The organism is Caballeronia sp. J97 (assembly GCF_905220305.1).
Lineage (GTDB): Bacteria > Pseudomonadota > Gammaproteobacteria > Burkholderiales > Burkholderiaceae > Caballeronia.
Map to the genome: position 1 here is coordinate 40,384 of NZ_CAJMZL010000013.1, position 23,628 is coordinate 64,011.

The following is a 23,628-nucleotide window of genomic DNA, read 5'->3' on the forward strand; positions in this document are numbered from 1 at the left end:
AACTCCCTCAGTGCAGGCGCGTTTGCATTGCGTTTCTTTTCCGGCGCCTCTACCATAAGAGTCAAATCGCGACCGAACGGAGGCGCAGTTGACTCTCGATACATTCTCACAAAAAATCTTGCGTCTTCTGCAGCTTGACGCACGGCGCTCCGTTCAGGAAATCTCCGACCAGGTCGGCTTGTCGAGCACGCCATGCTGGCGTCGCATCAAGGACATGGAGCAATCGGGCGTCATTCAGCGCTATACGGCGCTGCTCGATCGCGAGAAGCTCGGCCTTCATGTCTGCGCGCTCGCACATATCCATTTGACACGGCACACGGAAGGCGGCGTCGAGCAGTTCGAGCGCGAGATCGCCACCTGCCCGGAAGTGACCGAGTGCTACAGCACGACCGGCGAATCCGACTACATCCTCAAAATCGTCGCGCCGGATATCAAGGCATACGACGCTTTTCTCCACGACCGCATTTTCAAGATTCCTGCCGTCGCGCAGGTGCGAACGAGCGTCGTGCTTCGCGAAATCAAGTTCGACACGCAGTTGCCGCTCTGAGCGGCTTCAGCGGGTGCCGATCACACGCGCCGGCTTCGCTGCCGGCGCGAGGTTCAGTGCTTGCGCGACGTGAATTTCCCGCGCTCCGATCTTGCGCACGAGTGCGTCGAAATCGATCGCCTTCAGCCTGTCGACCGTGTCCGTTGCGCCAGACGCGGGCAACGTGACGTCGACATTGAAACCGCTGCTCAGATAATGCAGGTTCAATGTTTCGACCGATAAGCCTTGCTGTGCGAACACGGCGCGCACAGACTCGCTCACGCTCGAGCGCAACGGGAAATTACCCGGTAAGGGATTGAGTTCATCGAGTTCGGGATCGACATGAATGAGTGCGTCGATGACGCGCGTATCGGCCAGCACATTCGCTCGTGCCGATTCGGCAATGTAATGTCCCTCTGAAACCGAAATAAGCGGGTCGACGAGAATATGGGCATCGACGATGGCGAGGTCGCCCATTTTCCGCGTGCGGAGTTCGTGGACTTCGCGTACGCCTGGCGTGCTCGACAAAATGGCGCGCAAATCCTCGGTGGTCGCTTGATCGAGTGCTCGGTCAGAAAGATCTTGTAATGCATCCCACGCGAACGTCCATCCCATTCTTCCGATCAGGAAGCCGACGAGCGCGGCGGCGATGGGGTCCAGAATTCGGAATCCCGCCAGACTGCCGATAATGCCGAGCGCGACAACCAGCGATGATGCGGCATCGGACCGCGCATGCCACGCGTTTGCAACGAGCATGGCGGAACGCACGCGTTCGGCGGCGCGAAGCATATAACGAAAGAGCGCTTCCTTGGAAACGAGCACGATTATCGCGACCGCCAGCGCACCGGCCTTAACCGGCGGAATATCCTGAAGGTTGACGATTCGCGTCCCGGCACGCCAAAGCATGCCGACGCCAACCGCGACCAGCAACCCGCCGAGGAATAAAGAGGCCACCGTTTCATAACGGCTATGGCCATAGTTATGGTCGACGTCGGGCGCGGCGCCGGCATGTTTGTTGGCGACGAGAACGATAAAATCGGACACGATGTCCGCAAGCGAATGGACGCCATCGGCAATTAATGCCTGAGAATGCGCAACGATGCCCACGACAAGTTGCGCCGCAGTGAGAATGCTATTAAGCGCTATGCTCGTCCAAGTCGTTCTTCGAGCGACATCCTGCCTCTCTGCCGCGTGCGTCGTTGAAAGCGACATGTAATTTCTCTCGACCCCGATATTCTTCTATTTTATCAGTCCGTTACTCGTGGTGTTTTTAAACACAGCCCATACTTCTTAAGAATCATTGACTTACAGGCCCAACTGGCGCGGGTTCTTCGCGCGATAAAAATAAAAGGCCGCGTCATGCGACGCGGCCTTTAAGAGTAGTTTTTGACCGAGCTTACTTGCCGATCAGAAAATTGTCCCGATCTTGTCCAGCGATCCATTTCGGCGGCTTGCCGCGACCCGACCAGGTGCTGCCGCTTTCCGGATCGCGATATTTCGGCGCCACGCCTGACCGACTCCGCGCAGCCTTCGCGCCTTTCGCACCTCGGCCGCCAGCGAGTTCCTGAAGCGTGATGCCATAATCCGCCATTTTCTGCTTGATCTCGTTAAGCACTTCTGCGTATTCACGCGACTTCGCTTCTTCAATCTGGCGTTCGAGAGACTCGCGTTGTGCGAGGAGTTCCTTGTATGAAGGCATGGCAATTCCCTAAGTGGTTTGCTGACTTGCGAATCGGCGCGCTCGCTTTCAGTTATCAGTATAGCCCCGGACTGGCACGCAGATTAACACAGTTCCGAATTGCACGACATGTGCGATTTGCCACGCAATAAAAGTTTAGCAATTTGCTCGTAACAATTGCCGAAAATTCCGATGCTTTGGAACGGGTGTTGATCCGACGTAATAGGCTCGTCCGCCATTTCTCCGACACTTGATGGCACCGGATGAAAACATGCCGATAAAATCGATGGAAAAGTTTCATGAAGTGGCAACTTCGTACGAATCGTTTTGGCGAACGCTTCGCCGACGCTAAATCGGGACGCAACATCCATGATTTATCGCGCTCAAATGCTCCCTTGGCGCTCAAAACAATCGATAAGCGCCGCCTTCAGCTGCTCGTTTGTCAGTTTCGGGTAATCGAATGTAAAACGATTGCGAGTGCCGGCGAGCAGCAAATCACAGCCGTAACGGTCTATCCCTAATAATCGGAGATTCTCCGGGCGTCCTGCGTAAGCATCAAAATATTCGCATAGCGATGATTCGTCCTCCGCCGAAACCGGTGACAGCGAATCGAGTTCCTCGCCGGCGAGCCATCCCATTGCGCCGAATCCGCCGATATACCGCATGCGCTCCACCGTCATCACCCAGAAAGAGAAATCGCCGAGTTCCAGATAACGCTCCGCATCCGGGTGATAACGCAAATAGCGCCGCGCGAGTTCGCCGCTCTCTTGCTGCGTCGCGGACGCGAAGCTGCCGAGCATCGTAAGGCGCTGGCCTTCCAGCACGCCCCCGTCGGCCGCATGGGCGACCAGAAAGCCGGCGCGCGCATCGGCATGAAGGTTGCGCGTGTGCTCGGCGAGATGGCTGACGAGCAGCATCGGCATGTGACGCGCGGTGGGCGCGAACGGCAGCGCCGTCGGATAGGGAAAGCCGCGCGGCTCGCGCGAATGCGTGGCGAGCGTGCCCTCGGACACGCGATGCAGCAAATGAAGGGGCGCTTGCGGCGGAATGTTCATCCGGGCCTCGTGCGGTCGTAAATGGTCGATCGATGGTAATGCAGCGGGTCGAGCGTGTCGCCTGGCCGTTCGATAGAATCGAAAGCCTTCGCGTCCGATGGCAACATGTCCGATTGCCTCGCATCTCGCGCAACTTCAAAGAACGTTTCTTCCGTGTCCGATTCGACCACTGCTTCCGCCGCCTGCGAATCCAATCCGACGCTCGCATTGCATCGCAGCCTCCCGCACGGCACGCGCGTGCGTGCGCGCTACTCGACGATGGCCGTTTTTTTCATCGCGGGCATGATGTACGCGTCATGGGGCGTACACGTGCCGACCGTGCGCGACAAATTCGCGCTCAGCCCCGGCATGCTCTCGCTCGCGCTCCTCGCCGTCGCGGGCGGCTCGATCTTCGCGATGCTGATAACCGCATCGTGGATCGCGCGCGCCGGTACGCGCACCGCGTGCATGGCGGGCGGCATCACGATGATGCTTTGCGGCTCGCTGATCCTCGTGACGCCTCAATACTGGATGCTGCTGATCGTCCTGGCGATTTTCGGCTTCGGCATGGCGACGCTCGATGTCGCGATGAACGCGGAGGCGAGCGCGGTCGAACAGGCACTGGGGCGGCCGATCATGTCGTCGCTGCACGGCATGTTCAGCATCGGCGGCATGGCGGGCGCGGCCGTGGGTGGCGCGCTGCTCGCGCACGGGCTCGCGCCCGCCGCGCATCTCGCACTGGCTTCCGGCGTGAGCCTGCTCGTCCTGCTCGTATCGATGCCCGCCGTGCTGCCGCACGTGCCGCACCACGAAGAGCACGCGAAGGCGTCGTCGTCGAACCGCTGGCGTTCGGGCGCGCTGTGGGCGCTCGGCGGCCTCGCGCTCGTCGCGCTGATCGCCGAAGGCGCGATGTACGACTGGGCCACGGTCTATATGCGCGATGTCGTCGAGGCCACGCCGTCGGTGTCGAGCGCCGCTTACGCCGCCTTCTCGGGCGGCATGGCGGCCGGACGCTTCGGCGGCGATGCAGTGCGCGCACGTTTCGGCGCGCCGCAACTCGTCTTCGGCAGCGCGGGGCTCGCGTTCATCGGCATGGTGATGGCGCTCGTCGTTCCCAACACCGTGGTCACGATGACTGGCTTCACGCTGATGGGCCTCGGTCTCGCGAACATGATGCCGGTGCTTTTCGCGGCGGCGGCGCGCGTCGAAGGCGTCACGCCCGCGGAAGGACTCGCGCAGGTCGCGGGCCTCGCGTACTTCGGCTTGCTGCTCGGACCGGTGCTGATCGGCGGCGTCGCACAGATCAGCACGCTGCCGATCGGCCTGTGCGTGGTCGCGGCCTGCTGCCTGATCATCACCGTGATCGGGCCGCGCATTCTCAAGCGCTGGAGGATATGAAAAAGCGCGCGGCCCTTGCGGAGCCGCGCGCTTCTCTGGACTTCGGAAAGCCCGAGGGAAATTACATCTTCACGACGTCGAGCAGCGTCTTCTTGCCGCCCTTGTAGTTGTACAGCGAGATCACGCCGTGCTTCAGGTCGCCCTTCGAATCGAAGGTCGTCTCGCCGATCACGCCCTTGTAGTCCGTGTTCGGCATCGCAGCGACGATCTTCGCCGGATCGGTCGAGTTCGCACGCTTCATTGCGTCGACGATGATGTACACCGCGTCATACGTGAACGGCGCGTAGATCTGGATCGGCTGGCCGAAGCGCTTCTGGAACTTCGCCGCGAACTCCTTGCCGCCGTCCATCTTCTCGAGCGCCATGCCGGCTTCCGAGCACACGACGTTGTCGGTCGCGTCGCCGGCCAGATCCGACAGCTTTTCCGTGCAGACGCCGTCGCCCGCGAGCACCTTCGCGCGCAAGCCGAGCTGCTTCGCCTGCTTGGCGAACGGGCCGCCGGTCGCGTCCATGCCGCCGTACATCACGGCGTCGGGGTTCTCACCCTTGATCTTCGTCAGAATCGCGCGGAAGTCCACGGCCTTGTCGTTGGTCGCGTCGTGCGAAATCACCTTCAGGCCCAGCGACTTGGCGGTCTTCTCGAACTCGTTCGCGAGACCCTGGCCGTAAGCGGTCGAATCGTCCACCACGGCGACGCTCTTCACCTTCAGGTTCTTCGCGGCGTAGTTGGCGAGCGCCGGGCCTTGCTGCGCATCGGTCGCGACGACACGGTACGTCGTCTTGAAGCCTTGTTGCGTGTAGGTCGGGTTCGTCGCCGACGGGGAAATCTGCACGATGCCCGCATCGCTATAAATCTTCGAAGCGGGAATGGAGGTTCCGGAGTTCAGGTGACCGACGACGCCGACAACCTTGTCGTCAACCAGCTTCTGCGCGACCTGCGTGGCGGTACGCGGGTCGGCTGCGTCATCCTGCGCGTCGAGTTCGAGCGTGACCTTCTGGCCGTTGATCGTCAGACCCTTCGCGTTGATCTCTTCGACTGCGAGCCGCGCGCCGTTTTCGTTGTCCTTGCCCAGGTGAGCAATGCCGCCGGTCAGCGGAGCGACGTGACCGATCTTGACGACCTGGTCGGCTGCTGCGGACGTTGCCAACGTGGCGAACAGCACGGCTGCAGCGCTGATCGGCAACAGTTTGTGAAGCTTGGTGTTCATGTAAGTCTCCAGTTTCGGTCCCAAAAACAACGTAATCGCCCTGTGCCCCGTCTTTCATCACGATCGCTCAGTCCCGTGGACGACCACGCCGGATGCATCGTCATGCACTTGGCAAGTCCTTCCGGCAGGCCGTTCGTGGCAGCCGCCATCCGCACTGCGCGCAAGTGTAGGGTTGTCAAATTAATTTAGGGAAGTTTTTTAAGATACTGGTGTCACTACCAATTAGCGGCCAGTTGTGATGCGCCGCCGTTTGTGGTGGCATTCCCGCGAAGACGTCCGGTACATGCGGGTTTCCGCGAGATCGGCGCGCAAAGCTTTGACCGTCATTCAAGCTCGACGGGCGCGCGCCGATAATCTCCGCCGGCCGGCATCATTAAGCTGCTTTTAATGCGTGGATTTAGCATGCGTTTAGATCGGCGCCTCTAAAAATCCGGCGACGCGTCAAAGGGCATGCCAGGCAACGCGCAGACCTTCAGGGCGACTGAAAGGGAAAGCTGGCAAACTCACACGCCTCTCGTTATCACTGACAAGGAGTATCGACGTGACCGTATCCACGACTTCCCGCTGGATCGACATTCCGGTGGATGGCGACAGCTTCCAGGGTTATCTCGCGCTGCCCAAGACCGGCACCGGACCCGCCGTGATCATCCTGCAGGAGATCTTCGGGGTGAACGGCCATATTCGCAGCGTCGCCGATCAATACGCCGCCGACGGCTATGTCGCCCTCGCGCCGGATGTCTTCTGGCGCACGCAGCCGCGCGTCGAGTTGGGCTACGAAGGCGCGGATCGCGAAAAGGCGATGGAATTACTGCAAAAAACCAAACTCGATGCCGCGGTTGCCGACGTCGGCGCGGCAGCCAAGGCGCTGCGCGCGCTGCCCGAGGTGACGGGAAAGGTCGCGGCGATCGGCTATTGCTTCGGCGGCCGGCTCGCGTATCTCGCGGCGGCCGAGGGTTCGGTGGATGTGGGGGTCGCCTACTACGGCGGCGGCATTCAGAACGCGCTCGACAAGGCCGACCAGGTGAAGGTGCCGATGCAATTCCATTACGGCGAGCTCGACGCGCACATTCCGGGCGACGCGGTTGACGCCGTGCGCCAGAAGTTCGCGGGTCGCAAGGATTCGGCGGTATATGTCTATGCGCAAGCCGATCACGGCTTCAATTGCGGCGATCGGGCGTCGTACAACGCGAAGGCATCAGCGCTCGCGCACGGTCGCACGCTCACCTTCCTCGGCGAACATCTGTAAAGCAGCGCAATCAGGCGAGCGCGCGTCGGAATGCGCGCTCGCTATATCAGCGCGGGCAACCCTTCGACAAGCAGAAACGCAGCGAGCACGCCCAGTAGCGCGCCGAATACACGCAGCACATTGTTCTTGAAGTGCGTCGCGCAGGGGATAGCCCCGAGGAACAGCGCGCCAGCCAGCGCCATCGGGATGATCAGAATGAAGTCGCCGATCGTGAAATACGTCGTCATGGTGCGTCTCCCATCGTCCTGCTTCTGGCTTTATCGTCGCGCGTCGAGAAACTTGCATCGACGATTCGAGTATAGGCCGCTCCATGAAGCGTGTCGGCCCAACTTCGTGCGACGGCAAACCACAGCGATATTCGAAGTCCTTTTGCGACAAGGGCTTACACGCACGATTTTTTAAGTAGACGCGGAAAACCCTTAGCTTCTTCTAATTTCAATCGGCTTTCGGATTTCACGCAGCAGTGGTGCGCTCGCGCCGGTTCAGACAGGCGGCGCCCGCCAGCCCGACGAGCAGCAGCGCGCCGATCAGACCCGCCACGCCGGCCCATCCGAACGCGGTCCAGAAGTGGCCGCCATACGATCCGATCAGACTCGACCCGATGTAATACGCGAGCAAATAGAGCGCGGCCGCCTGGCCTTTGGCCTGCGCGGCGAGCCGACCGACCCAGCCGCTCGCGACCGAATGCCCGGCGAAAAATCCGAACGTCAGGCACGCGATGCCCGCGACGATCACCGGCAACGCGCTCGACAAGGTCAGAGCAATGCCGAGCATCATCAGAACGAGGCTCGCGATCAGCACGCGGCCGCGTCCGAATGCGTCGGCCATCTTGCCGGACCATGGCGACGCGACGACGCCCGTCAGATACACCGTGAAGATCGCGCCGATCTGCGTCTGATTCAGTCGAAACGGCGCGCCCAGCAACCGATATCCGACGTAGTTGTACAGCGTCACGAAGCTGCCCATCAGCACGAAGCCGATGAGAAACAGAAACGGCAAGCCGCGATGCCGAAGATGCCCCGCGAGCGACCGTCGATGATGCGCGAAGCCGACACCGCGCCGCGGCTTGAAGCGTCGCGACGGCGGCAACAGCGCGCGGAACGCGAGCGTGGCGAGCAAGCCCAGCAGCCCGATGCCGCCGATCGCGACGCGCCAGCCGAAGAGGTCCGCGAGGATGCCGCTGATCACGCGCCCCGCCATGCCGCCGATGGCCGTCCCGCCGACGTACAGACCCATCGCGAGACCGAGCCCTTCCGGATGCACTTCCTCGGCGAGATAGGCCATCGCGACCGCGGGCACGCCGCCGAGCGCGAAGCCTTCGAGCGCGCGCACGAGGAGCAGCGCGTGCCAGCTCGGCAGCACGGCGGCGATCACCATCAGCACCGACGAAGCAAGCAGCGAGAGCGTCATCAGCCGGTGACGGCTCCAGCTTTCCGAGACGAATCCCGCGATGAAAATAGCGATCGCCAGCGCTGCCGTGCTCACCGACACCGCGAGCGCGCTGACCGCCGGGCTGACGCCGAACGCGTTCGTGAACTCCGGAAGCAGCGGCTGCACGCAGTACAGCAGCGAAAACGTCGCGTAGCCGGCGAACAGCAGCGCGAGTGAAGCACGCCAGTAGGCGCGCGAGCCGCGCTCGAGATACGGCGCGGCTTCGGCGGCCCGGTCTGCGTTAGCGCTCACGAATGAAGTCTCCGCTGAAAAACCCTTAACGATACGCCGGTTCTACGGGTTTTACCTAATGCGGCACGCGCATTTCGGCGACGATCACCAGTAATTACTGCTAGTCGTCTGCGATCGGCAACACAACGAGGCGAATGGCGTCGCGCCGACGCGCCGCGATGCGCTAAAGTAAGAGCACAATCGTTCATGAAAGCCGCGCGTGTCGCGCTTCCCGCAACAAAGACGCGGCGATTATCTTGGTGCACGAGCCGTGAAAAGCCTGTGCTTGGTGAAATATACGACCGGCGCTTTGATCCCAGCCGGCGCTGAAACGGGGATTCATCATGCAAATCGGTTCGATTGTCCGCTCCGTGCATATTGCCGTGCCTCAAGGTGCGCGCGGCATCGTCATGCGCATTCTCGGCGACATGGCGATGGTCGCGTGGTACGCGGGCGAGCCCGGCGTGACCAAGCTGCTCAATACGGAGCCTTTCTTTCTCGAAGACCTGATCGATACGGGCGATGTCGTGCGCCCGTCGAATACGGTCGTGCACTGAGAGGCGACGCGCTCCGTTGCGGCACAATGCCGGGATGAACTCGATCCATCCCGATTCCCAGGCTGCGCCTGCCGGTGACGCGCCGCCCTTCTCCGGCCTCACGCCCGAGCGCGTGCTCGATGCGCTCGATAGCGTGCTGATGCCCGCGGGCGCACGCACGGACGGCCGTCTGCTTCCGCTCAACAGCTACGAAAACCGCGTCTATCAGGTCGGTGTCGAAGACGGGCCGCCGATCGTCGCGAAGTTCTATCGTCCCGGGCGCTGGTCGAACGCGGCGATTCTCGAAGAGCACGCGTTCGTCGCGAGCCTCGTCGCGCGCGAGATTCCGGCGGTCCCGGCACGCGTGCTCGAAGGCGCGACGCTCCATGAGTTCGACGGCTTTCGCTTTTCCGTCTTCGAGCGGCGCGGCGGACGGGCGCCCGATCTCGATCGCAGCGACACGCTCGAATGGCTCGGGCGCTTCATCGGGCGCATTCACGCGGTGGGCGCGATCGAGCCGTATCGCGAACGGCCGACGCTCGATATCGAGACCTTCGGCTACGAACCGCGCGAGTTTCTGCTGACGCACGGCTTCGTTCCCGCCGATGTGCGCGAGGCATGGGAAGCCGTCGTGTCGATGGCGCTCGAAGGCGTCACGCGATGCTTCGAACGCGCCGGCGACGTGCGGCATCTGCGTCTGCACGGCGACTGTCATCCGAGCAATGTGCTGTGGACCGACGCGGGCCCGCATTTCGTCGATTTCGACGATAGCCGCATGGGCCCGGCGATACAGGATCTATGGCTGCTGCTGCCCGCCGGGCGCGCGGATGCCTCGCGCGCACTCACCGATTTGCTCGCCGGGTACGAGGATTTCTGCGAGTTCGAGCCGCGCCAGCTGCATCTGATCGAAGCCTTGCGCACGCTGCGGCTGATTCACTACTCGGCGTGGCTCGCGCGCCGCTGGAACGATCCCGCGTTCCCCGCTGCCTTTCCCTGGTTCAACACGCAACGCTACTGGGAAGACCGCATCCTCGAATTGCGCGAGCAAGTGGGTGCGATGCAGGAAGGCCCGCTCTGGCCCGTCTGAAATTTTTTGTGACATTCGCGGACGCTCCGGCACGCGCAGAACGTTGAAAAGCGCTTTTGCGCGTGTAATGATAACAATTCTCATTTGTCCGCGTTTCATCGATCGCCGCGCGCCCGTTCGCGTCTAGCCGGTCGGGGCGCGGCTTTGCCTGCCAACGCCCGAATTCTGGAGAGACGCGTGAACGCGCCTGAAACCCTCAATCCGCAACCTTCCGCGACGAGCGGCTCGACGCATTATCGTCCGCATGGGCGGCTCATCGACGACGCCGAGCAGTTCGTCCGCAAGAACCGCTCGCGCCGCTCGACCTTCCTGAAATGGCTGCGCAAGGTGCATGGCTGGATCGGACTGTGGGGCGCGCTTCTGGGCCTGCTGTTCGGCACGACGGGTTTTCTGCTGAATCATCGCGCGCCGCCGCTGCGCATCTCCACCGGCGAGCCGCAGGTTTCGCAAATGCAGATGCCGCTGCCCGCCGAGGGCTTCAAGACGCCGCGCGACATGGGCGTGTGGCTGAAGAAGGAATTGAAGATCGACGGCAATCTCGGCCGCACGCGCAAAGAGCCGGCGCATCCGGTCGGCTGGGGCGACAAGAGCACGATGCAGCCGGAGCAATGGTCGGTGATGGTGGCGTCGCCGGGCGGCAGCGTGATGGCCGAGTACTGGGTCGGCAACAACTTCGTATCGGTGAAGCGCACCGAGAACACCTTCCTCGCGATGATGACCAACCTGCACAAGGGCGTGGGCCTGAGCGTGGGATGGGTGCTGCTCATCGATACGTTCGCGGGCAGCATCATTCTGCTGTCGCTGACCGGCGTGCTGTTGTGGACCGAACTGAACAAGAAGCGCACGGCGGGCGTGGTGATCGTGGCGGCGTCGCTGATTGCGGCGATCGTTTGCGGCTTGATCTGAACACGGAAGCAATGCGCAAGGGGCCGCCGGTCACGCGGCCCGCTTCGCCTTGCCTTTGCGCGGGTTATGCCGCGTCAGCCACAAATAAAGCCCGCTCCCCAGCACGACGATCGTCAGCATATCGAACGCCGCCCAGAAGACCTTGAGCGGCATCCCGCCGAAATCCCCGAAATGCAACGGCTGCGAACCGAGCAGCAGCTTCAGATACCACGGCAGTTCGCGTGACTCCGTGAGCGCGCCCGTCGAGGCATCGACGAGCACGGGCCGCATGATCCGCGTCGTCAGAATGCCGTCGCCACGCATCCAAACGGCGTAGTGGTGCGGGCTCGCAAAACGCGTCCCGGGAAACGCGACGAACGATGGAATCATGTCCGGCGCGACGCGTTGTGCGGTCTTCACGGCATCGTCGACGGAAGCGCGCACCGCTGCCGGCGGCTGTCCGCGATACGGCGCGACCATCTGCGCGAGCTGATCGTTGCGCCACGCGTCGAGCATCAGATCGGCGAGCGTGTTGATCGACCCCGTCGCACCGACGACGAGCGCCCACGCGAGCGTCAACATGCCGATCGCGTTATGCCAGTCGAGCCACACGATGCGCCGCTTCTTCTTCAGACGCACGCGTCCGAGTCCGACCTTCCGCCAGAACGGCAGATACACGACGATGCCCGACACGATCGCCACGAGAAACACGACGCCCATTGCACCGAGAAAGAGCTTGCCGAAGAGTCCGGCGAACATGTCGACGTGCAGCTTCAGCAGCACGAACTTGAGCGAGCCTTTGCCCGGCGGCATGCCGAGCGGCTGCGCGGTGCGTGCGTCGACGGTCGTGCTGAGCGTATCGTCGGGCGGCGTGTCGGCGCGCGCCGCCGTCACTACGACCGGCAGAAGCGGGTCGTCCGGCTCCCAGATCATGTATTGCGGCACCTGGCCGGAATGTTCCGCGAGCGCCGCGCGCAGCACCGCGCCGTAACTCGCGCGCGCATTCGCCTGCGATGCGGGCAGCGCAGGGGCTTCGATCGCATCGCCGGTGAGGATGTCGAGCTCGTGACCGAACACGAGCGGCAAGCCGGTCAGGCACAGCAGCAGCATGAACGCCGTGCAGACGAGACTCGTCCAGCGATGCACGATGGACCACGCGCGCAATGCGCGCTGGCTCATGCGGCGCTTGTGCGCAAACGCGCGCGAATCGTGCGAATCGGCCGATGCATCAGCGCGTGCGGATGCGCGCGGGTCATCGCCGGTCAGAAACTTGCCGGGCATTCAATGAAAACTTCGAACTGAGAGGGAAACGGCTTCACGTCGGCCGAACCGGCCACGCAAATGAGAATGGTTATTATAAAACCGTGTGCCGCGCGCTTCGACAGCTTTTTGTAATACTCGCGATGCCCTCAAACGCCACAGACTTCGCCCTTTCCCTCGACCTCGCGCGCCGCTTTCGCGCCTTCCACCTGCAAGAGCTCGGGCAGCGATACGCCGTTTTTCGCCGCCGTCACTTCCGCAAGGATCGACACCGCGATCTCCGGCGGCGTCCTGCTGCCGATATAGATGCCCACCGGGCCATGCAGCCGCGCGAGCTCGGCCTCGCTCAGATCGAACTCCTTCAGACGCTCGCGCCGCGCCGCGTTATTGCGCCGCGAACCCAGCGCGCCGACATAGAACGCCGGCGTCTTCAACGCTTCCATCAGCGCGAGATCGTCGAGCTTGGGATCGTGCGTGAGCGCAATCACTGCGCAGCGTTCGTCGAGCTTCATTTCCATGACGGTGTCGTCGGGCATGGTGCGCACGATCGTCGTGCCCGGCACGTTCCACTCCTCGGTGTATTCCTCGCGCGGATCGCAGACGGTCACCTGATAATCCAGCCCGACCGCGATGCTGCACAGATATCGCGACAACTGCCCCGCGCCGATCACCAGCATGCGATAGCGCGGACCGTGAATCGTCAGCAGCCGCTCGTCGTCGAAGAGCACGCCGTCCGTGGCCTGCGCCGGTTCGAGGCGCGCGTCGCCCGTCGCCATGTCGAGCGTGCGCGCGACGAGCCGACCGCTCTCCACCGCCGCGCACAAGTCCGCGATGCCGCTCGACAACGTCAAAGGCTCCAGCACGAGCTGGATCGTGCCGCCGCACGGCAAGCCGAAGCGATGCGCCTCTTCCGCGCTGATGCCGTACTTCACCGCTTCCGGCTTCGTCTGCTCGATGCCCCGCTGCCGCACGCGGTCGATGAGATCGTCCTCGATGCATCCGCCCGACACCGAGCCGACCACGTGACCATCGTCGCGCACGGCGAGCATCGCGCCTTCGGGTCTCGGCGACGAGCCCCACGTCTTCACCACCGTCACGAGCAACACGCGATGCCCTTCTTCGAGCCATCGCGCGCTGTTCTTCAGGACTTCGAGATCCACGCTGTCCATGATTTCTTTCCCTTTTCCTGCCCTTCCTGCACTTCCCCGCCGTTTTCATCGGCGGCCGCCTCATTCTGCGATTCCGGCCCGCCCTGCAGTTGCGCGCTGAATCGCTTGAAAAATTCTCCCGCAATCTTACGCGCCGCGCCGTCGACGAGCCGCGAGCCGATTTGCGCGAGCTTGCCGCCCACCTGCGCGTTCGCACTGTAGCTGAGCTTCGTCGTGTCGGCTTCGTCGCCGGGTTCGAGGTTCACGGTCGCGCTGCCCTTGCTAAAGCCGGCCGCGCCGCCCTGCCCTTCGAACACGATCGTATAAGTATGAGGGGCGTCGATATTGGTCAGCTCCATGCGTCCCTTGAAGCGCGCCTTCACCGGACCGACCGCCGCCGTCATCGCGACGTTGTAGGCGTTCTCGCCATCGGCGTCGATGCTGTCGCAGCCAGGAATGCAGACCTTCAGGATCGACGTGTCGTTCAGTGCGTCCCACGCGCGCGCCTGCGGCACCGGCAAGGTGTGAGTTTCGGTCAGTTCCATCTTCTGTCTCCTGTGTGCCGTGACAGCGCGGCCAGCTCCGCGCCGACTGCGGAAAGGCTGTCGAGGTTATGCGCCGCGAGCATCGCGTCGACGTGCGGCAGGATCGCGCGCACGCCCCGCGCACGCGGGGTGAATTCGGCGAAGCGCAATAGCGGATTGAGCCACACGAGCCGGTGCGCGAAGCGTCGGAGCCTTTGCATCTCGGCATCGAGCACATCGATGGCTTCGTGATCGAGACCATCGGTGACGAGCAGCACCGTCGCCCGACCCGAGAGCACGCGGCGCGCCCAGCGCCGGTTGAACTCCGCGAGCGTCGCGCCGATGCGCGTGCCGCCCGACCAGTCCGCCACGTTCTGCCCGAGCGTCGCGATGGCGACATCGGGATCGCGTTCGCGCAACGCGCGCGTCGCGTTCGTCAGCCGCGTGCCGAAGAGAAACACCTGCAAGCGCTCGCGCGACTGCAACAGCGCGTGGCAGAAATAGAGCACGGCGCGCGAATACGCGCTCATCGATCCGGAAATGTCGAGCAGCAACACGAGTGGCGGCCGGCGCTCCACCGCCGCGCGATATTTCCACACGGTCCAGTCGCCGCCCGAGCGCACGGCGTGACGCGCGCTCGCCTTGAGATCGGCGTGGGTGCCGCGCGATGCCGCCTTCAGCCTGCGCGTCGGCTCGGTCGCGAGCGGCATCCGATGCGCGCGAATCTGATGCCGCAGCGTGCGCCATTCGTCGGCGCTGAGCGTATCGAAATCGCGATGACTCAGACGTTCCTGCGCGCTGAACGTGATGCGCGCATGCGCTTCTTCGGGCTTCGATTCCGGCGCCTGCGCCTTCGATGCCGCGGCGCGCGTCGCGAGCGCGTCGGCGAGACGGTTGTTCCGCTTCGGCGGCGGCATGCCGCTCTTCACCTTCGGCAACAAGAGCGCGCGCAGCTTGCCTTCCCAGTCGGGATCGCGCCAGAAGAGATCGAACGCGGCGTCGAAGATCTCGCGCTCGTCGCTCGCATGGACGAGCAGGCACGCGAGGGTCGCGCGGACATCGTCGCGGCGGTTCAGATCGACGAAGCGCAGCGCATCGAGCGCATCGACCGCATGCGCCGGCGACATGCCGAGCCCCGCGCCGCGCAGAAGCCTCACGAAGTGCACGACGTTGCGGGCGAAAGGTTCCATCGTCATGGCGATGCGGAAAGGCATTGCGCGAGTGTGTCGGCGTCCATGCGCGCGAGATCGTCCTGATACTTCAGCAGCACGCCGAGCGTGTTCTGCACCGATTGCGGATCGAGCTCCGACACCGACAACGCCGCGAGCGCCCGGCACCAGTCGATCGTCTCCGCGACGCCCGGCGCCTTGAACAGATCGAGCGTGCGCAGCGCATGCACGAACGCGACGGCGCGCTTCTGCAACGCCTGCCCCGCTTCCGGCGCGCGGGCAGCGACGATCGCGAGTTCGACATCGCGTTCCGGATAGCCGATCCACTGATAGAGACAGCGGCGCTTCAACGCGTCGTGGACTTCGCGCGTGCGGTTCGACGTCATCACGACGAGCGGCGGCTGCGCGGCGCGCACCGTGCCGTACTCCGGTATCGACACCTGAAAGTCCGACAGCAGTTCGAGCAGGAACGCTTCGAAGGGCTCGTCGGCGCGATCGATTTCGTCGATCAGCAGAACGCGGCGCGCGTCGGGATTCACGGGATCGGGGAGCAACGCCTGGAGCAGCGGGCGCTTGAGCAGGAACTCGCCGCGATACAGCGAATCGTTCGACGGCGCTTCACCCGACGCCTCCGCGAGCCGCAGCGCCATGATCTGCCGCGGATAGTCCCACTCGTACAACGCGCTCGCGGTATCGAGCCCTTCGTAGCATTGCAGGCGCAACAACGTGGTGCCGCACAATCCCGCCGCCGCCTTCGCGAGCTCCGTCTTGCCGACGCCCGGCTCGCCTTCGAGAAACAGCGGCCGCTGCATCTTCAGGGCGAGAAAGAGCGCCGTCGCGAGCTCGCGGTTCGCGAAGTACCGATGCTCGCGCAGCCGCGCGAGCGTATCGTCGATGGACTGCGGCTCCTGGCCCGACATCGCCGGCTAGAACGACATCGCGCGCTCGATCGCGCGGCCCGCGAGCACCGGTATCAGATGCGCGCGATATTCCGCGCTCGCGTGCATGTCCGAATTCAGTTCGTCGGGCCGGATCGTCACGCCGCGCGCCGATGCGACCGAAAAGTCCTTCGACAACGCCGCTTCCAGCTCGGCCGGACGAAACACGGAAGACGCCGCGCCCGTCACGCCGACGCGCACGCCGTCCTTGAACTTCGCGACGAACACGCCGACGAGCGCGAAGTGCGACGCGGGATTGCGAAACTTCTCGTAGCCCGCGCGCTCGGCCAGAGGAAACTCGACGGCCGTGATGAGTTCATCGGGTTCGAGCGCGGTCGTGTACATGTCGATGAAGAAATCGTCCGCCGCGATGCGCCTTCTGTCGGTCACGACCGTCGCGTTCAGCGCGAGCACGGCGGACGGATAGCACGCCGCCGGATCGTCGTTGGCGAGCGAGCCCCCGATCGTGCCGCGCTCGCGCACCTGTCGATCGCCGATGCGTCCCGCGAGGTCCGCGAGGCCGTGCAACGCGCGCTTCACGTCCGCGTTCGATGCGACTTGCGCATGGCATACCGCGCCGCCGATCGTGAGCTTGTCGCCGTCGAGCGTGACGCTTTTCATCGACGCGATGCGCGTCACGTCGACGAGCGCCGAGGGCTGCGCGAGGCGCAGGCGCATCGTCGGCAAAAGGCTCTGGCCGCCCGCGAGAAATTTGGCGTCGTCATTGGCGGTGAGCGCCGCGACCGCCGCTTTTGCTTCGTCTGCCCTTTGATAATCGAATGAATACATGGCGGTCTCCTCAGGCGCGTTGAGCATCGTGCATCGCGGTCCACACGCGATGCGGTGTCGCGGGCATCTGCAAGTCCTTCACGCCGAGGGGACCGAGCGCGTCGAGAATCGCGTTGATGACCGCGGGCGGCGAGCCGATCGCGCCCGCCTCGCCGCAGCCTTTCACGCCGAGCGGATTGTGCGTGCACGGCGTGCCCTTGGCGGTTTCGACGGTGAAACTCGGCAGATCGATCGCGTGCGGCATCGCGTAATCCATGAACGAGCCGGAGAGCAACTGGCCGGTGCTGTCGTCGTACACGCAGCGTTCGAGCATCGCCTGGCCGATGCCCTGCCCCAGACCGCCATGCACTTGCCCTTCGACGATCATCGGGTTGATCACGTTGCCGAAGTCGTCGACGGCGGTGAACTTCTGGATGCGCGTTTCGCCGGTGTCCTGATCGACTTCGACCTCGCACACATACGCGCCCGACGGGTACGTGAAGTTGGTCGGATCGTAGAAGGCGTTCTCGTTGAGGCCCGGCTCCATCGTCTCGAGCGGGAAGTTGTGCGGCACATACGCTGCAAGCGATACGTCGACGAACGTCTTCGTGCGATCCGTGCCCGCGACGCTGAACACGCCGTTCTTGAACTCGATATCCTCCACCGCCGCTTCGAGCAGATGCGCGGCGATCTTTTTCGCCTTCGCTTCGACCTTGTCGAGCGCCTTCATGATGGCCGAGCCGCCGACCGAAATCGAACGCGAGCCGTACGTGCCCATGCCGAACGGAATGCGCCCGGTATCGCCGTGAATCACTTCGACGTTCTCGATCGCGACGCCGAGCCGGTCCGCGACCACTTGCGCGAAGGTCGTTTCGTGCCCTTGGCCGTGACTATGCGAGCCAGTGAAGACGGTGACGGAGCCGGTCGGATGCACGCGCACTTCGCCTGCTTCGAAGAGCCCGGCGCGCGCGCCGAGCGCGCCCGCAACGTTCGACGGCGCGAGTCCGCACGCCTCGATGTAGCACGAATAGCCGATGCCGCGCAGCTTGCCTTTCTGCTTCGATTCCTCGCGGCGCTTTTGAAAACCCGCGACGTCAGCGAGTTCGAGCGCGCGATTCAGGCACGCGTCATAGTCGCCGGTGTCGTAAGTGAGACCGACCGGCGTCGCATAGGGAAATTCGCGGATGAAATTGCGCCGGCGCAATTCGACCGGATCGATATTCAGCTCGCGCGCCGCCGTTTCCACCAGACGTTCGACCACGTACGTCGCTTCCGGACGGCCCGCGCCGCGATAGGCATCGACAGGCACGGTGTTCGTGAATACCGCCTTCACTTCGGCGTAGATCGCGGGCGTCGTGTATTGGCCGGCGAGCAGCGTCGCGTAGAGCACGGTCGGAATCGACGAGGCGAACGTCGACAGATACGCGCCCATGTTCGCCGTCGTATGCACGCGCATGCCGATGAACTTGCCGTCCTTGTCGAGCGCGAGCTCGGCCTTCGTGACGTGATCGCGGCCATGCGCGTCGGAGAGGAAGGCTTCGGAGCGCTCGGCCGTCCACTTGATCGGCCGCCCGACTTTCTTCGATGCCCACGTGAGCGCGACATCTTCGGGATACAGAAAGATCTTCGAGCCGAAGCCGCCGCCCACGTCCGGCGCGATCACGCGCAGCTTCGATTCCGGCAACGACAGCACGAACGCCGCCATCAACAGCCGCTCGACGTGCGGATTCTGATTCGCGACGTAGACCGTGTAACTGTCGTCGTGCTTCGAATAGCTCGCGTTCACGGCGCGCGGCTCGATCGCGTTCGGCACGAGCCGCTGATTCACGATGTCGAGCGTCGTCACGTGCGCGGCCTGCGCGAACGCGGCGTCGGTCGCGGCCTTGTCGCCGTGGCCCCAGTTGTAGCAGACATTGTTCGGCACGCTGTCGTGCACGAGCGGCTGGCCCGCGTCCGATGCGCTCGCCGTATCGACCGTCGCGGGCAGTTCGTCGTAATCGACCTCGATGAGTTCGAGCGCGTCTTTCGCCTCCTTCACCGATTCCGCGACGACGAGCGCGACCTGATCGCCCACATGCAGCACCTTGTCGTGCGCGATGACGGGATGCGGCGGCTCGTGCATCGGCGAGCCGTCGGTGCTGTGGATGAGCCAGCCGCACGGCAGCCCGCCGACGTTCTCGCCCGCCAGATCCTTGCCGGTGAAAATGCCGATCACGCCCGGCGACTTCATCGCCGCAGCGATATCGATGCGCTTGATCTTCGCGTGCGCATGCGGCGAACGCAGGAACACGCCGTAGCTTTGCTGCGGCATGACGACGTCGTCGGTGTACTGGCCCGCGCCCGTCAGGAAGCGATAGTCTTCCTTGCGCTTCACACCAGCGCCGATCAATTTCTGTTGCTCAGGGGCATTCATCGCGGTCTCCTTTTTAAGGCGCGATTCATCGTGTCGGAAAGGATCGGAGTCGGGTCAGGCGCCGGCTTTCATGTTCTGCGCGCCCTGCAAGACCGCTTTGACGATGTTGTGATAGCCCGTGCAGCGGCATAGATTGCCGTCGAGCTGCTCGCGCACTTCTTCTTCGGAGAGATTCGGTGACTGCGCGGCCAGCGCACTCGCGCTCATCACCATGCCCGGCGTGCAGAAGCCGCACTGCAAGCCGTGACATTCCTTGAAGGCCGCCTGCATCGGATGAAGCTGGCCGTCTTTCGCCATGCCTTCGATGGTCGTCACTTCCATGCCGTCGGCCTGCGCGGCGAGCATATTGCACGACTTGATCGCGCGGCCGTCGAGATGGACGGTGCACGCGCCGCACTGCGCGGTGTCGCAGCCGATATGCGTGCCGGTGAGCCTGAGTTGATCGCGGAGAAACTGGACGAGCAGAAGATGCGGTTCGACGGTGGCGGTCACGGGTTTCCCGTTGACCGTCAGGCTGATGCTGAGCGCCATTTCACTGTCTCCTAGGTGAGGACGATCCAGCCGCACGCCGTTGCACCTGCCTTACTGCCGCCGTGAGCGTTCAGCCGGGTTTGGTGTTATGTGGTTGTATCAGCGAGTAAAACATAATTCGGCGGCACTCGCCATCCGCTCGAACGCCCGTCCCAAATTTCAGCGACGACGCCCGTCAACGCAAAAGCGCCGCCTTGCGGGCGGCGCTTTTGCGTGGGGCGGAGACGCTCAGTGCGTCACGGTCTCGCGCTTTTTCCGCGCGTCGGCCGCCCGTGCAGCGACGCTCGGCGCTTCGAGCGGCGCGCGTCCGAGCACGGAGTGGCGGCGCGAATACACGAAGTAGATCGCGAGGCCGATCACGAGCCACACCGCGAAAGCCATCCACGTCAACGCCTGGAGATTGATCATCAGGAACAGGCATGACGCCACCGCGAGAACCGGCACGACAGGCACGCCCGGACAGCGGAACGCACGCGGCAATTCCGGATGCGTGCGGCGCAGGATCAGAACGGCGATGGACACCATCGAGAACGCGGCGAGCGTGCCGATGTTGATCAGCTCGGCGAGCACGTTGAGCGGCACGAGCGCGCCGATCAGCCCGAAGAAAATGCCGACGATCCACGTCGTGAGGAACGGTGTCGCGAAGCGCGGATGCACTTTCGACAGCACGGCGGGCAAGAGGCCGTCGCGGGACATCGCGTAGATGATGCGCGTCTGGCCGTAGCTCATCACGAGAATCACGGTGAGCATGCCGAGCACCGCGCCGAGATCGATGAAGCCCGCCACCCAGTTCTGGCCCGCCACCTGCAACGCGAACGACACCGGATGCGGATTGTTCGCGAACTGCGCCGCCGGCACGATTCCGGTCACGACAGCCGCGACCGCGACGTACAGCACCGCGCACACCGCGAGCGACGAGATGATGCCGACAGGCAGATCGCGCTTGGGATTCTTCACTTCCTCGGCCGCCGACGACACGGAATCGAAGCCGATGAACGCGAAGAACATCACCGCCGCCGCGCCGAACACGCCGGACCAGCCGTTCGGCATGAACGGATGCCAGTTTGCCGGCTTGACATGGAACACGCCCACGGCGATCACGAGCACCACGACGGTCACCTTGATCGCGACCATGATGTTGTTCACGCGCGTCGATTCCTTCACGCCGACCGAGAGCAGCGACGTGATCGCCATCATCACGAGGAACGCGGGGAGGTTGAAGAAGGTGACGTGGCCGGGCAGGGCGCCGGGCGCGGCGGACAGTGCGGTCGGCAGCGAAATGCCGAAACCCGAGAGCAGCGATTGCAGATAGCCCGACCATCCGACCGACACGGCGGATGTCGCGAGACCGTATTCGAGCATCAGGTCCCAGCCGATGATCCACGCGGCGAGCTCGCCGAGCGTCGCGTACGAATAGGTGTAGATGGAGCCGGCGACGGGAATCGTCGATGAGAATTCCGCGTAGGCAAGGGCGGCGAAGCAGCATGCGATTGCCGCGACGATGAAGGAAATCATGAGCGCCGGGCCAGCCTGCACAGCGCCGGTGCCAGTCAGCACGAAAATCCCCGTGCCGATGATGGCGCCGATCCCGAGGAACGTCAGATCGAGAGCGCCGAGCGTCTTTTTGAGCGACGTGCTGTGCGTGCCGGCCAGCATGTGCTCGATGTTTTTCTTACGGAACAACGACATTACGATGAGTCTCCTTCTGGCGCGTGCGGGCGCCCCTGCTGCGGGAAAACCCGGCATTTTATCGGAGACTCAAGGATTGCCTATCAAGAGGGCACGTAACGCACTTTTGCGGCGAAATATTACTATTCGTCGCTTTTATCCTATCTAAGATAAAATTTATCCAGCAATGGCGGGGTTCATGTCGACGAGACGGTTGCTCATCACGTAAAAAGTGAGCTCGGCATTATTGGCGAGCTTCATTTTCTCCAGCAACCGCGCGCGATAAACACTCACGGTTTTAACCGAAAGAGATAAAGCATCGGCGATGTCCGTCAGCCGCTTTCCCGATGCCAGCATGCACAGCGTCTGGTATTCGCGGTCGGAGAGTTTTTCGTGCGGCATGCGGTCCGTGTCGAGCGAAACGTAGGTCGCGAGCGCTTCGGCCATTTCAGGGCTGACGTACTTGCGGCCCGCGGCGACTTGCCGTATCGCGGCGACCATCAGCGCGGGGTCCGCCGTTTTCGAAAGATAGCCCGACGCGCCTGCCTTCAACGCGCGCACCGCGTATTGATCCTCGCGATACATCGAGAACATCAGAACGGCCAGACGCGGACTCTCGCGCTTGAGACGCTTCAGCACGTCGATGCCGTTGACATCCGGCAGCGCGATATCGAGCATCGCCACATCGATCGGGCTGCGCGCGGCGAGCGCGAGCGCCTGCACGCCGGTTTCCGCTTCCAGCACTTCGGACGCGACGCCGCGTTCTAGCAGCAATTGCGCGACGCCGCGGCGCACGATGGCGTGATCGTCGGCGAGGAGGATTCTGAGCATCGCGCGCGGCCTCAGGCGTTGACCACGCTGAGCGTGAAAAGGCCCGGACGCGCCGCGGCCCACGGCAGACGCGCACGCACGCAGGTGCCGGCGGGTTTCGCCGCCGCGACGCGCAGACTGCCGCCGAGCGCTTCGCAGCGCGCGCGCATGCCCGACAGCCCGAAGCGCCCGCTCTTGCGCCGCGCCGCCGCGCTGATGCCGATGCCGTCGTCTTCAACGAGCAGCATCACGCCCTGGCCATCGAGCGAGACCGAGACGCGTGCGCGCGCGGCCTGCGCATGGCGCGCGACGTTGCCGAGCGCTTCCTGCATCACGCGCAGGAGCGCGAGCGACATGTCGTGCGACATGCGATCCAGCCGCGCATCGGCGGGGCAGGAGAAATCGACGGAAATCGCCGTGCGGGTGCCGAAATTCGCGATCCAGTCGGCGAGCGGGGCGGCGAAGTTCGCGTCGAAGCCCGGCTTCTGCAACCCTTCGACGATGCGATGACTCGTCTCGCAGACGTCCGCGAGCGCCGAGCGCGCCTGATGCAGCGCGTCGGCGAGTGCGGCGGGCGCGTCGGCGGGCAGCCAGTGTTCGGCGCGCGCGAGTGCGAAGTTGGCGACGGTGAGCGCCGCGCCGGTTTCGTCGTGGAGATCCTGCGCGAGCGCCTGACGCGCGCGCTCTTCCGTCGCGGCGAGCAGCGCGGCGAGTTCCTGGACACGCGCGGTGAGGCGCTCGATCTGACGGTCGCCCGCGAGTTTGGCGTCGATCAGCGCGGAATAGGGTGAGGCAAACGACGCGCCGAAGCATTCCGGCGCCGGCGACGGAACCCCGCGAAGCGGGGCGCGGCGAATCTGGCTCTCATCGAGCGTGATCGTGGCCGATGGGTTCATTCACATTCCTCGCGTTGAGCGCAACTGGAGCTACGTCCTCGGTCGGTCTCACGAGCGGCGTAACTGAATTTACACTCTGTAACATCAACGATGGACTGCGGGGCCGCGCAAGCCATCTCAACGTAAACGGATCATATCTCAAAAATATTATAAATCCATGTCGGACAAGGCTTGGATGGACGAACTTCATGTCATTTGCCAAGTTTGCCGTCCACAATGTGTAGGAAAAACACCTACTGGCCAA

At 63.5% G+C, this 23,628-nt stretch carries 23 protein-coding genes; 6 read left to right on the forward strand and 17 right to left on the reverse strand.

The annotated features are described in order from the left end of the window. The first annotated feature begins 88 nt into the window (after nt 1-88). Complete coding sequence (locus U4Y90_RS18035; RefSeq protein ID WP_008352298.1) at nt 89-547, forward strand: Lrp/AsnC family transcriptional regulator; 459 nt, start codon at nt 89-91, stop codon at nt 545-547. 6 nt (nt 548-553) lie between these two features. Here U4Y90_RS18035 and U4Y90_RS18040 read toward each other — a convergent pair whose 3' ends face one another. From U4Y90_RS18040 to U4Y90_RS18050, 3 genes are all read right to left on the reverse strand, one after another. Further along, nucleotides 554-1,738: a cation diffusion facilitator family transporter gene (locus tag U4Y90_RS18040; RefSeq protein WP_321796506.1), complete on the reverse strand. Its 1,185-nt coding sequence runs from the start codon at nt 1,736-1,738 to the stop codon at nt 554-556. 184 nt (nt 1,739-1,922) lie between these two features. Beyond that, the gene (locus U4Y90_RS18045; RefSeq protein WP_086966518.1) at nt 1,923-2,225 is read right to left on the reverse strand and encodes an H-NS family nucleoid-associated regulatory protein; all 303 of its coding nucleotides are present in this window, start codon (nt 2,223-2,225) and stop codon (nt 1,923-1,925) included. Nucleotides 2,226-2,587: 362 nt separating this feature from the next. Next, the gene (locus U4Y90_RS18050) at nt 2,588-3,259 is read right to left on the reverse strand and encodes a pyridoxamine 5'-phosphate oxidase family protein (protein WP_321796509.1); all 672 of its coding nucleotides are present in this window, start codon (nt 3,257-3,259) and stop codon (nt 2,588-2,590) included. Nucleotides 3,260-3,412: 153 nt separating this feature from the next. Here U4Y90_RS18050 and U4Y90_RS18055 point away from each other — a divergent pair, with 153 nt between their 5' ends. Continuing rightward, nucleotides 3,413-4,636 carry an MFS transporter gene (locus U4Y90_RS18055; RefSeq protein ID WP_321796511.1) on the forward strand — a complete coding sequence of 408 codons (1,224 nt, stop codon included), beginning with the start codon at nt 3,413-3,415 and terminating at the stop codon, nt 4,634-4,636. 61 nt (nt 4,637-4,697) lie between these two features. On the opposite strand, the gene U4Y90_RS18060 is transcribed toward U4Y90_RS18055, so the two are convergent. After that, entirely contained in the window at nt 4,698-5,843 is a 1,146-nt protein-coding gene (locus U4Y90_RS18060) for a branched-chain amino acid ABC transporter substrate-binding protein (protein ID WP_321796513.1), read from the reverse strand. A 541-nt stretch (nt 5,844-6,384) separates the two neighbouring features. Between U4Y90_RS18060 and U4Y90_RS18065 the strand changes: the two genes are divergently transcribed. Next, nucleotides 6,385-7,089, forward strand: coding sequence for a dienelactone hydrolase family protein (locus U4Y90_RS18065; RefSeq protein WP_321796514.1), 705 nt, complete (start codon nt 6,385-6,387; stop codon nt 7,087-7,089). A 41-nt stretch (nt 7,090-7,130) separates the two neighbouring features. Here the strand turns inward: U4Y90_RS18065 and U4Y90_RS18070 are convergent, their stop codons facing one another. Continuing rightward, nucleotides 7,131-7,316 (reverse strand): hypothetical protein, encoded by a 186-nt coding sequence (locus U4Y90_RS18070; protein ID WP_061174146.1) that lies wholly within the window; start codon nt 7,314-7,316, stop codon nt 7,131-7,133. A 226-nt stretch (nt 7,317-7,542) separates the two neighbouring features. Continuing rightward, on the reverse strand, nt 7,543-8,772 hold the full coding sequence (locus U4Y90_RS18075; RefSeq protein ID WP_321796517.1) for an MFS transporter: 1,230 nt from the start codon (nt 8,770-8,772) through the stop codon (nt 7,543-7,545). Between the two features lie 323 nt (nt 8,773-9,095). On the opposite strand from U4Y90_RS18075, the gene U4Y90_RS18080 reads away from it, so the two are divergent. From U4Y90_RS18080 to U4Y90_RS18090, 3 genes are all read left to right on the forward strand, one after another. Beyond that, on the forward strand, nt 9,096-9,308 hold the full coding sequence (locus U4Y90_RS18080) for a hypothetical protein (protein ID WP_008352308.1): 213 nt from the start codon (nt 9,096-9,098) through the stop codon (nt 9,306-9,308). A 34-nt stretch (nt 9,309-9,342) separates the two neighbouring features. Then, nucleotides 9,343-10,374, forward strand: a complete 1,032-nt coding sequence (locus tag U4Y90_RS18085; RefSeq protein WP_321796519.1) for a serine/threonine protein kinase — start codon at nt 9,343-9,345, stop codon at nt 10,372-10,374. Between the two features lie 177 nt (nt 10,375-10,551). Continuing rightward, a complete protein-coding gene (locus U4Y90_RS18090) occupies nt 10,552-11,280 on the forward strand; it encodes a PepSY-associated TM helix domain-containing protein (RefSeq protein ID WP_321796521.1) in 729 nt (242 codons plus the stop codon). Nucleotides 11,281-11,310: 30 nt separating this feature from the next. Here the strand turns inward: U4Y90_RS18090 and U4Y90_RS18095 are convergent, their stop codons facing one another. The 11 genes from U4Y90_RS18095 to U4Y90_RS18145 form a co-directional block, all read right to left on the reverse strand. Then, complete coding sequence (locus tag U4Y90_RS18095) at nt 11,311-12,540, reverse strand: PepSY-associated TM helix domain-containing protein (RefSeq protein WP_321796522.1); 1,230 nt, start codon at nt 12,538-12,540, stop codon at nt 11,311-11,313. 128 nt (nt 12,541-12,668) lie between these two features. After that, on the reverse strand, nt 12,669-13,688 hold the full coding sequence (locus U4Y90_RS18100; protein WP_321796523.1) for an XdhC family protein: 1,020 nt from the start codon (nt 13,686-13,688) through the stop codon (nt 12,669-12,671). Further along, entirely contained in the window at nt 13,661-14,212 is a 552-nt protein-coding gene (locus U4Y90_RS18105; protein WP_321796524.1) for a carbon monoxide dehydrogenase subunit G, read from the reverse strand. The genes U4Y90_RS18100 and U4Y90_RS18105 overlap by 28 nt, the downstream gene beginning before the upstream one ends. Continuing rightward, nucleotides 14,203-15,387, reverse strand: a complete 1,185-nt coding sequence (locus U4Y90_RS18110; RefSeq protein WP_415749378.1) for a vWA domain-containing protein — start codon at nt 15,385-15,387, stop codon at nt 14,203-14,205. The genes U4Y90_RS18105 and U4Y90_RS18110 overlap by 10 nt, the downstream gene beginning before the upstream one ends. After that, complete coding sequence (locus U4Y90_RS18115) at nt 15,384-16,280, reverse strand: MoxR family ATPase (RefSeq protein ID WP_321796527.1); 897 nt, start codon at nt 16,278-16,280, stop codon at nt 15,384-15,386. Before U4Y90_RS18115 ends, U4Y90_RS18110 begins: the two co-directional genes overlap by 4 nt. Nucleotides 16,281-16,286: 6 nt before the next feature. Further along, nucleotides 16,287-17,087 carry a xanthine dehydrogenase family protein subunit M gene (locus tag U4Y90_RS18120; RefSeq protein ID WP_321796528.1) on the reverse strand — a complete coding sequence of 267 codons (801 nt, stop codon included), beginning with the start codon at nt 17,085-17,087 and terminating at the stop codon, nt 16,287-16,289. A gap of 10 nt (nt 17,088-17,097) precedes the next feature. Further along, on the reverse strand, nt 17,098-19,479 hold the full coding sequence (locus U4Y90_RS18125; protein WP_321796530.1) for a xanthine dehydrogenase family protein molybdopterin-binding subunit: 2,382 nt from the start codon (nt 19,477-19,479) through the stop codon (nt 17,098-17,100). 54 nt (nt 19,480-19,533) lie between these two features. Then, nucleotides 19,534-20,010, reverse strand: coding sequence for a (2Fe-2S)-binding protein (locus U4Y90_RS18130; RefSeq protein WP_321796532.1), 477 nt, complete (start codon nt 20,008-20,010; stop codon nt 19,534-19,536). A gap of 228 nt (nt 20,011-20,238) precedes the next feature. Next, entirely contained in the window at nt 20,239-21,699 is a 1,461-nt protein-coding gene (locus U4Y90_RS18135) for an amino acid permease (protein ID WP_321796534.1), read from the reverse strand. Nucleotides 21,700-21,855: 156 nt separating this feature from the next. Beyond that, nucleotides 21,856-22,509 (reverse strand): response regulator transcription factor RqpR, encoded by a 654-nt coding sequence (gene rqpR / locus U4Y90_RS18140; protein WP_321796535.1) that lies wholly within the window; start codon nt 22,507-22,509, stop codon nt 21,856-21,858. An 11-nt stretch (nt 22,510-22,520) separates the two neighbouring features. Next, nucleotides 22,521-23,384 (reverse strand): sensor histidine kinase, encoded by an 864-nt coding sequence (locus U4Y90_RS18145; protein ID WP_321796537.1) that lies wholly within the window; start codon nt 23,382-23,384, stop codon nt 22,521-22,523. Nucleotides 23,385-23,628 lie beyond the last annotated feature (244 nt).

What these genes read in the sequence shown, in the direction of transcription:
- U4Y90_RS18040 (WP_321796506.1), bottom strand. Translation starts at nt 1,738, where the DNA reads ATGTCGCTTTCAACGACGCACGCGGCAGAGAGGCAGGATGTCGCTCGA.
- U4Y90_RS18045 (WP_086966518.1), bottom strand. Translation starts at nt 2,225, where the DNA reads ATGCCTTCATACAAGGAACTCCTCGCACAACGCGAGTCTCTCGAACGC.
- U4Y90_RS18050 (WP_321796509.1), bottom strand. Translation starts at nt 3,259, where the DNA reads ATGAACATTCCGCCGCAAGCGCCCCTTCATTTGCTGCATCGCGTGTCC.
- U4Y90_RS18060 (WP_321796513.1), bottom strand. Translation starts at nt 5,843, where the DNA reads ATGAACACCAAGCTTCACAAACTGTTGCCGATCAGCGCTGCAGCCGTG.
- U4Y90_RS18070 (WP_061174146.1), bottom strand. Translation starts at nt 7,316, where the DNA reads ATGACGACGTATTTCACGATCGGCGACTTCATTCTGATCATCCCGATG.
- U4Y90_RS18080 (WP_008352308.1), top strand. Translation starts at nt 9,096, where the DNA reads ATGCAAATCGGTTCGATTGTCCGCTCCGTGCATATTGCCGTGCCTCAA.
- U4Y90_RS18085 (WP_321796519.1), top strand. Translation starts at nt 9,343, where the DNA reads ATGAACTCGATCCATCCCGATTCCCAGGCTGCGCCTGCCGGTGACGCG.
- U4Y90_RS18095 (WP_321796522.1), bottom strand. Translation starts at nt 12,540, where the DNA reads ATGCCCGGCAAGTTTCTGACCGGCGATGACCCGCGCGCATCCGCACGC.
- U4Y90_RS18100 (WP_321796523.1), bottom strand. Translation starts at nt 13,688, where the DNA reads ATGGACAGCGTGGATCTCGAAGTCCTGAAGAACAGCGCGCGATGGCTC.
- U4Y90_RS18105 (WP_321796524.1), bottom strand. Translation starts at nt 14,212, where the DNA reads ATGGAACTGACCGAAACTCACACCTTGCCGGTGCCGCAGGCGCGCGCG.
- U4Y90_RS18110 (WP_415749378.1), bottom strand. Translation starts at nt 15,387, where the DNA reads ATGACGATGGAACCTTTCGCCCGCAACGTCGTGCACTTCGTGAGGCTT.
- U4Y90_RS18115 (WP_321796527.1), bottom strand. Translation starts at nt 16,280, where the DNA reads ATGTCGGGCCAGGAGCCGCAGTCCATCGACGATACGCTCGCGCGGCTG.
- U4Y90_RS18120 (WP_321796528.1), bottom strand. Translation starts at nt 17,087, where the DNA reads ATGTATTCATTCGATTATCAAAGGGCAGACGAAGCAAAAGCGGCGGTC.
- U4Y90_RS18125 (WP_321796530.1), bottom strand. Translation starts at nt 19,479, where the DNA reads ATGAATGCCCCTGAGCAACAGAAATTGATCGGCGCTGGTGTGAAGCGC.
- U4Y90_RS18130 (WP_321796532.1), bottom strand. Translation starts at nt 20,010, where the DNA reads ATGGCGCTCAGCATCAGCCTGACGGTCAACGGGAAACCCGTGACCGCC.
- U4Y90_RS18135 (WP_321796534.1), bottom strand. Translation starts at nt 21,699, where the DNA reads ATGTCGTTGTTCCGTAAGAAAAACATCGAGCACATGCTGGCCGGCACG.
- rqpR (WP_321796535.1), bottom strand. Translation starts at nt 22,509, where the DNA reads ATGCTCAGAATCCTCCTCGCCGACGATCACGCCATCGTGCGCCGCGGC.
- U4Y90_RS18145 (WP_321796537.1), bottom strand. Translation starts at nt 23,384, where the DNA reads ATGAACCCATCGGCCACGATCACGCTCGATGAGAGCCAGATTCGCCGC.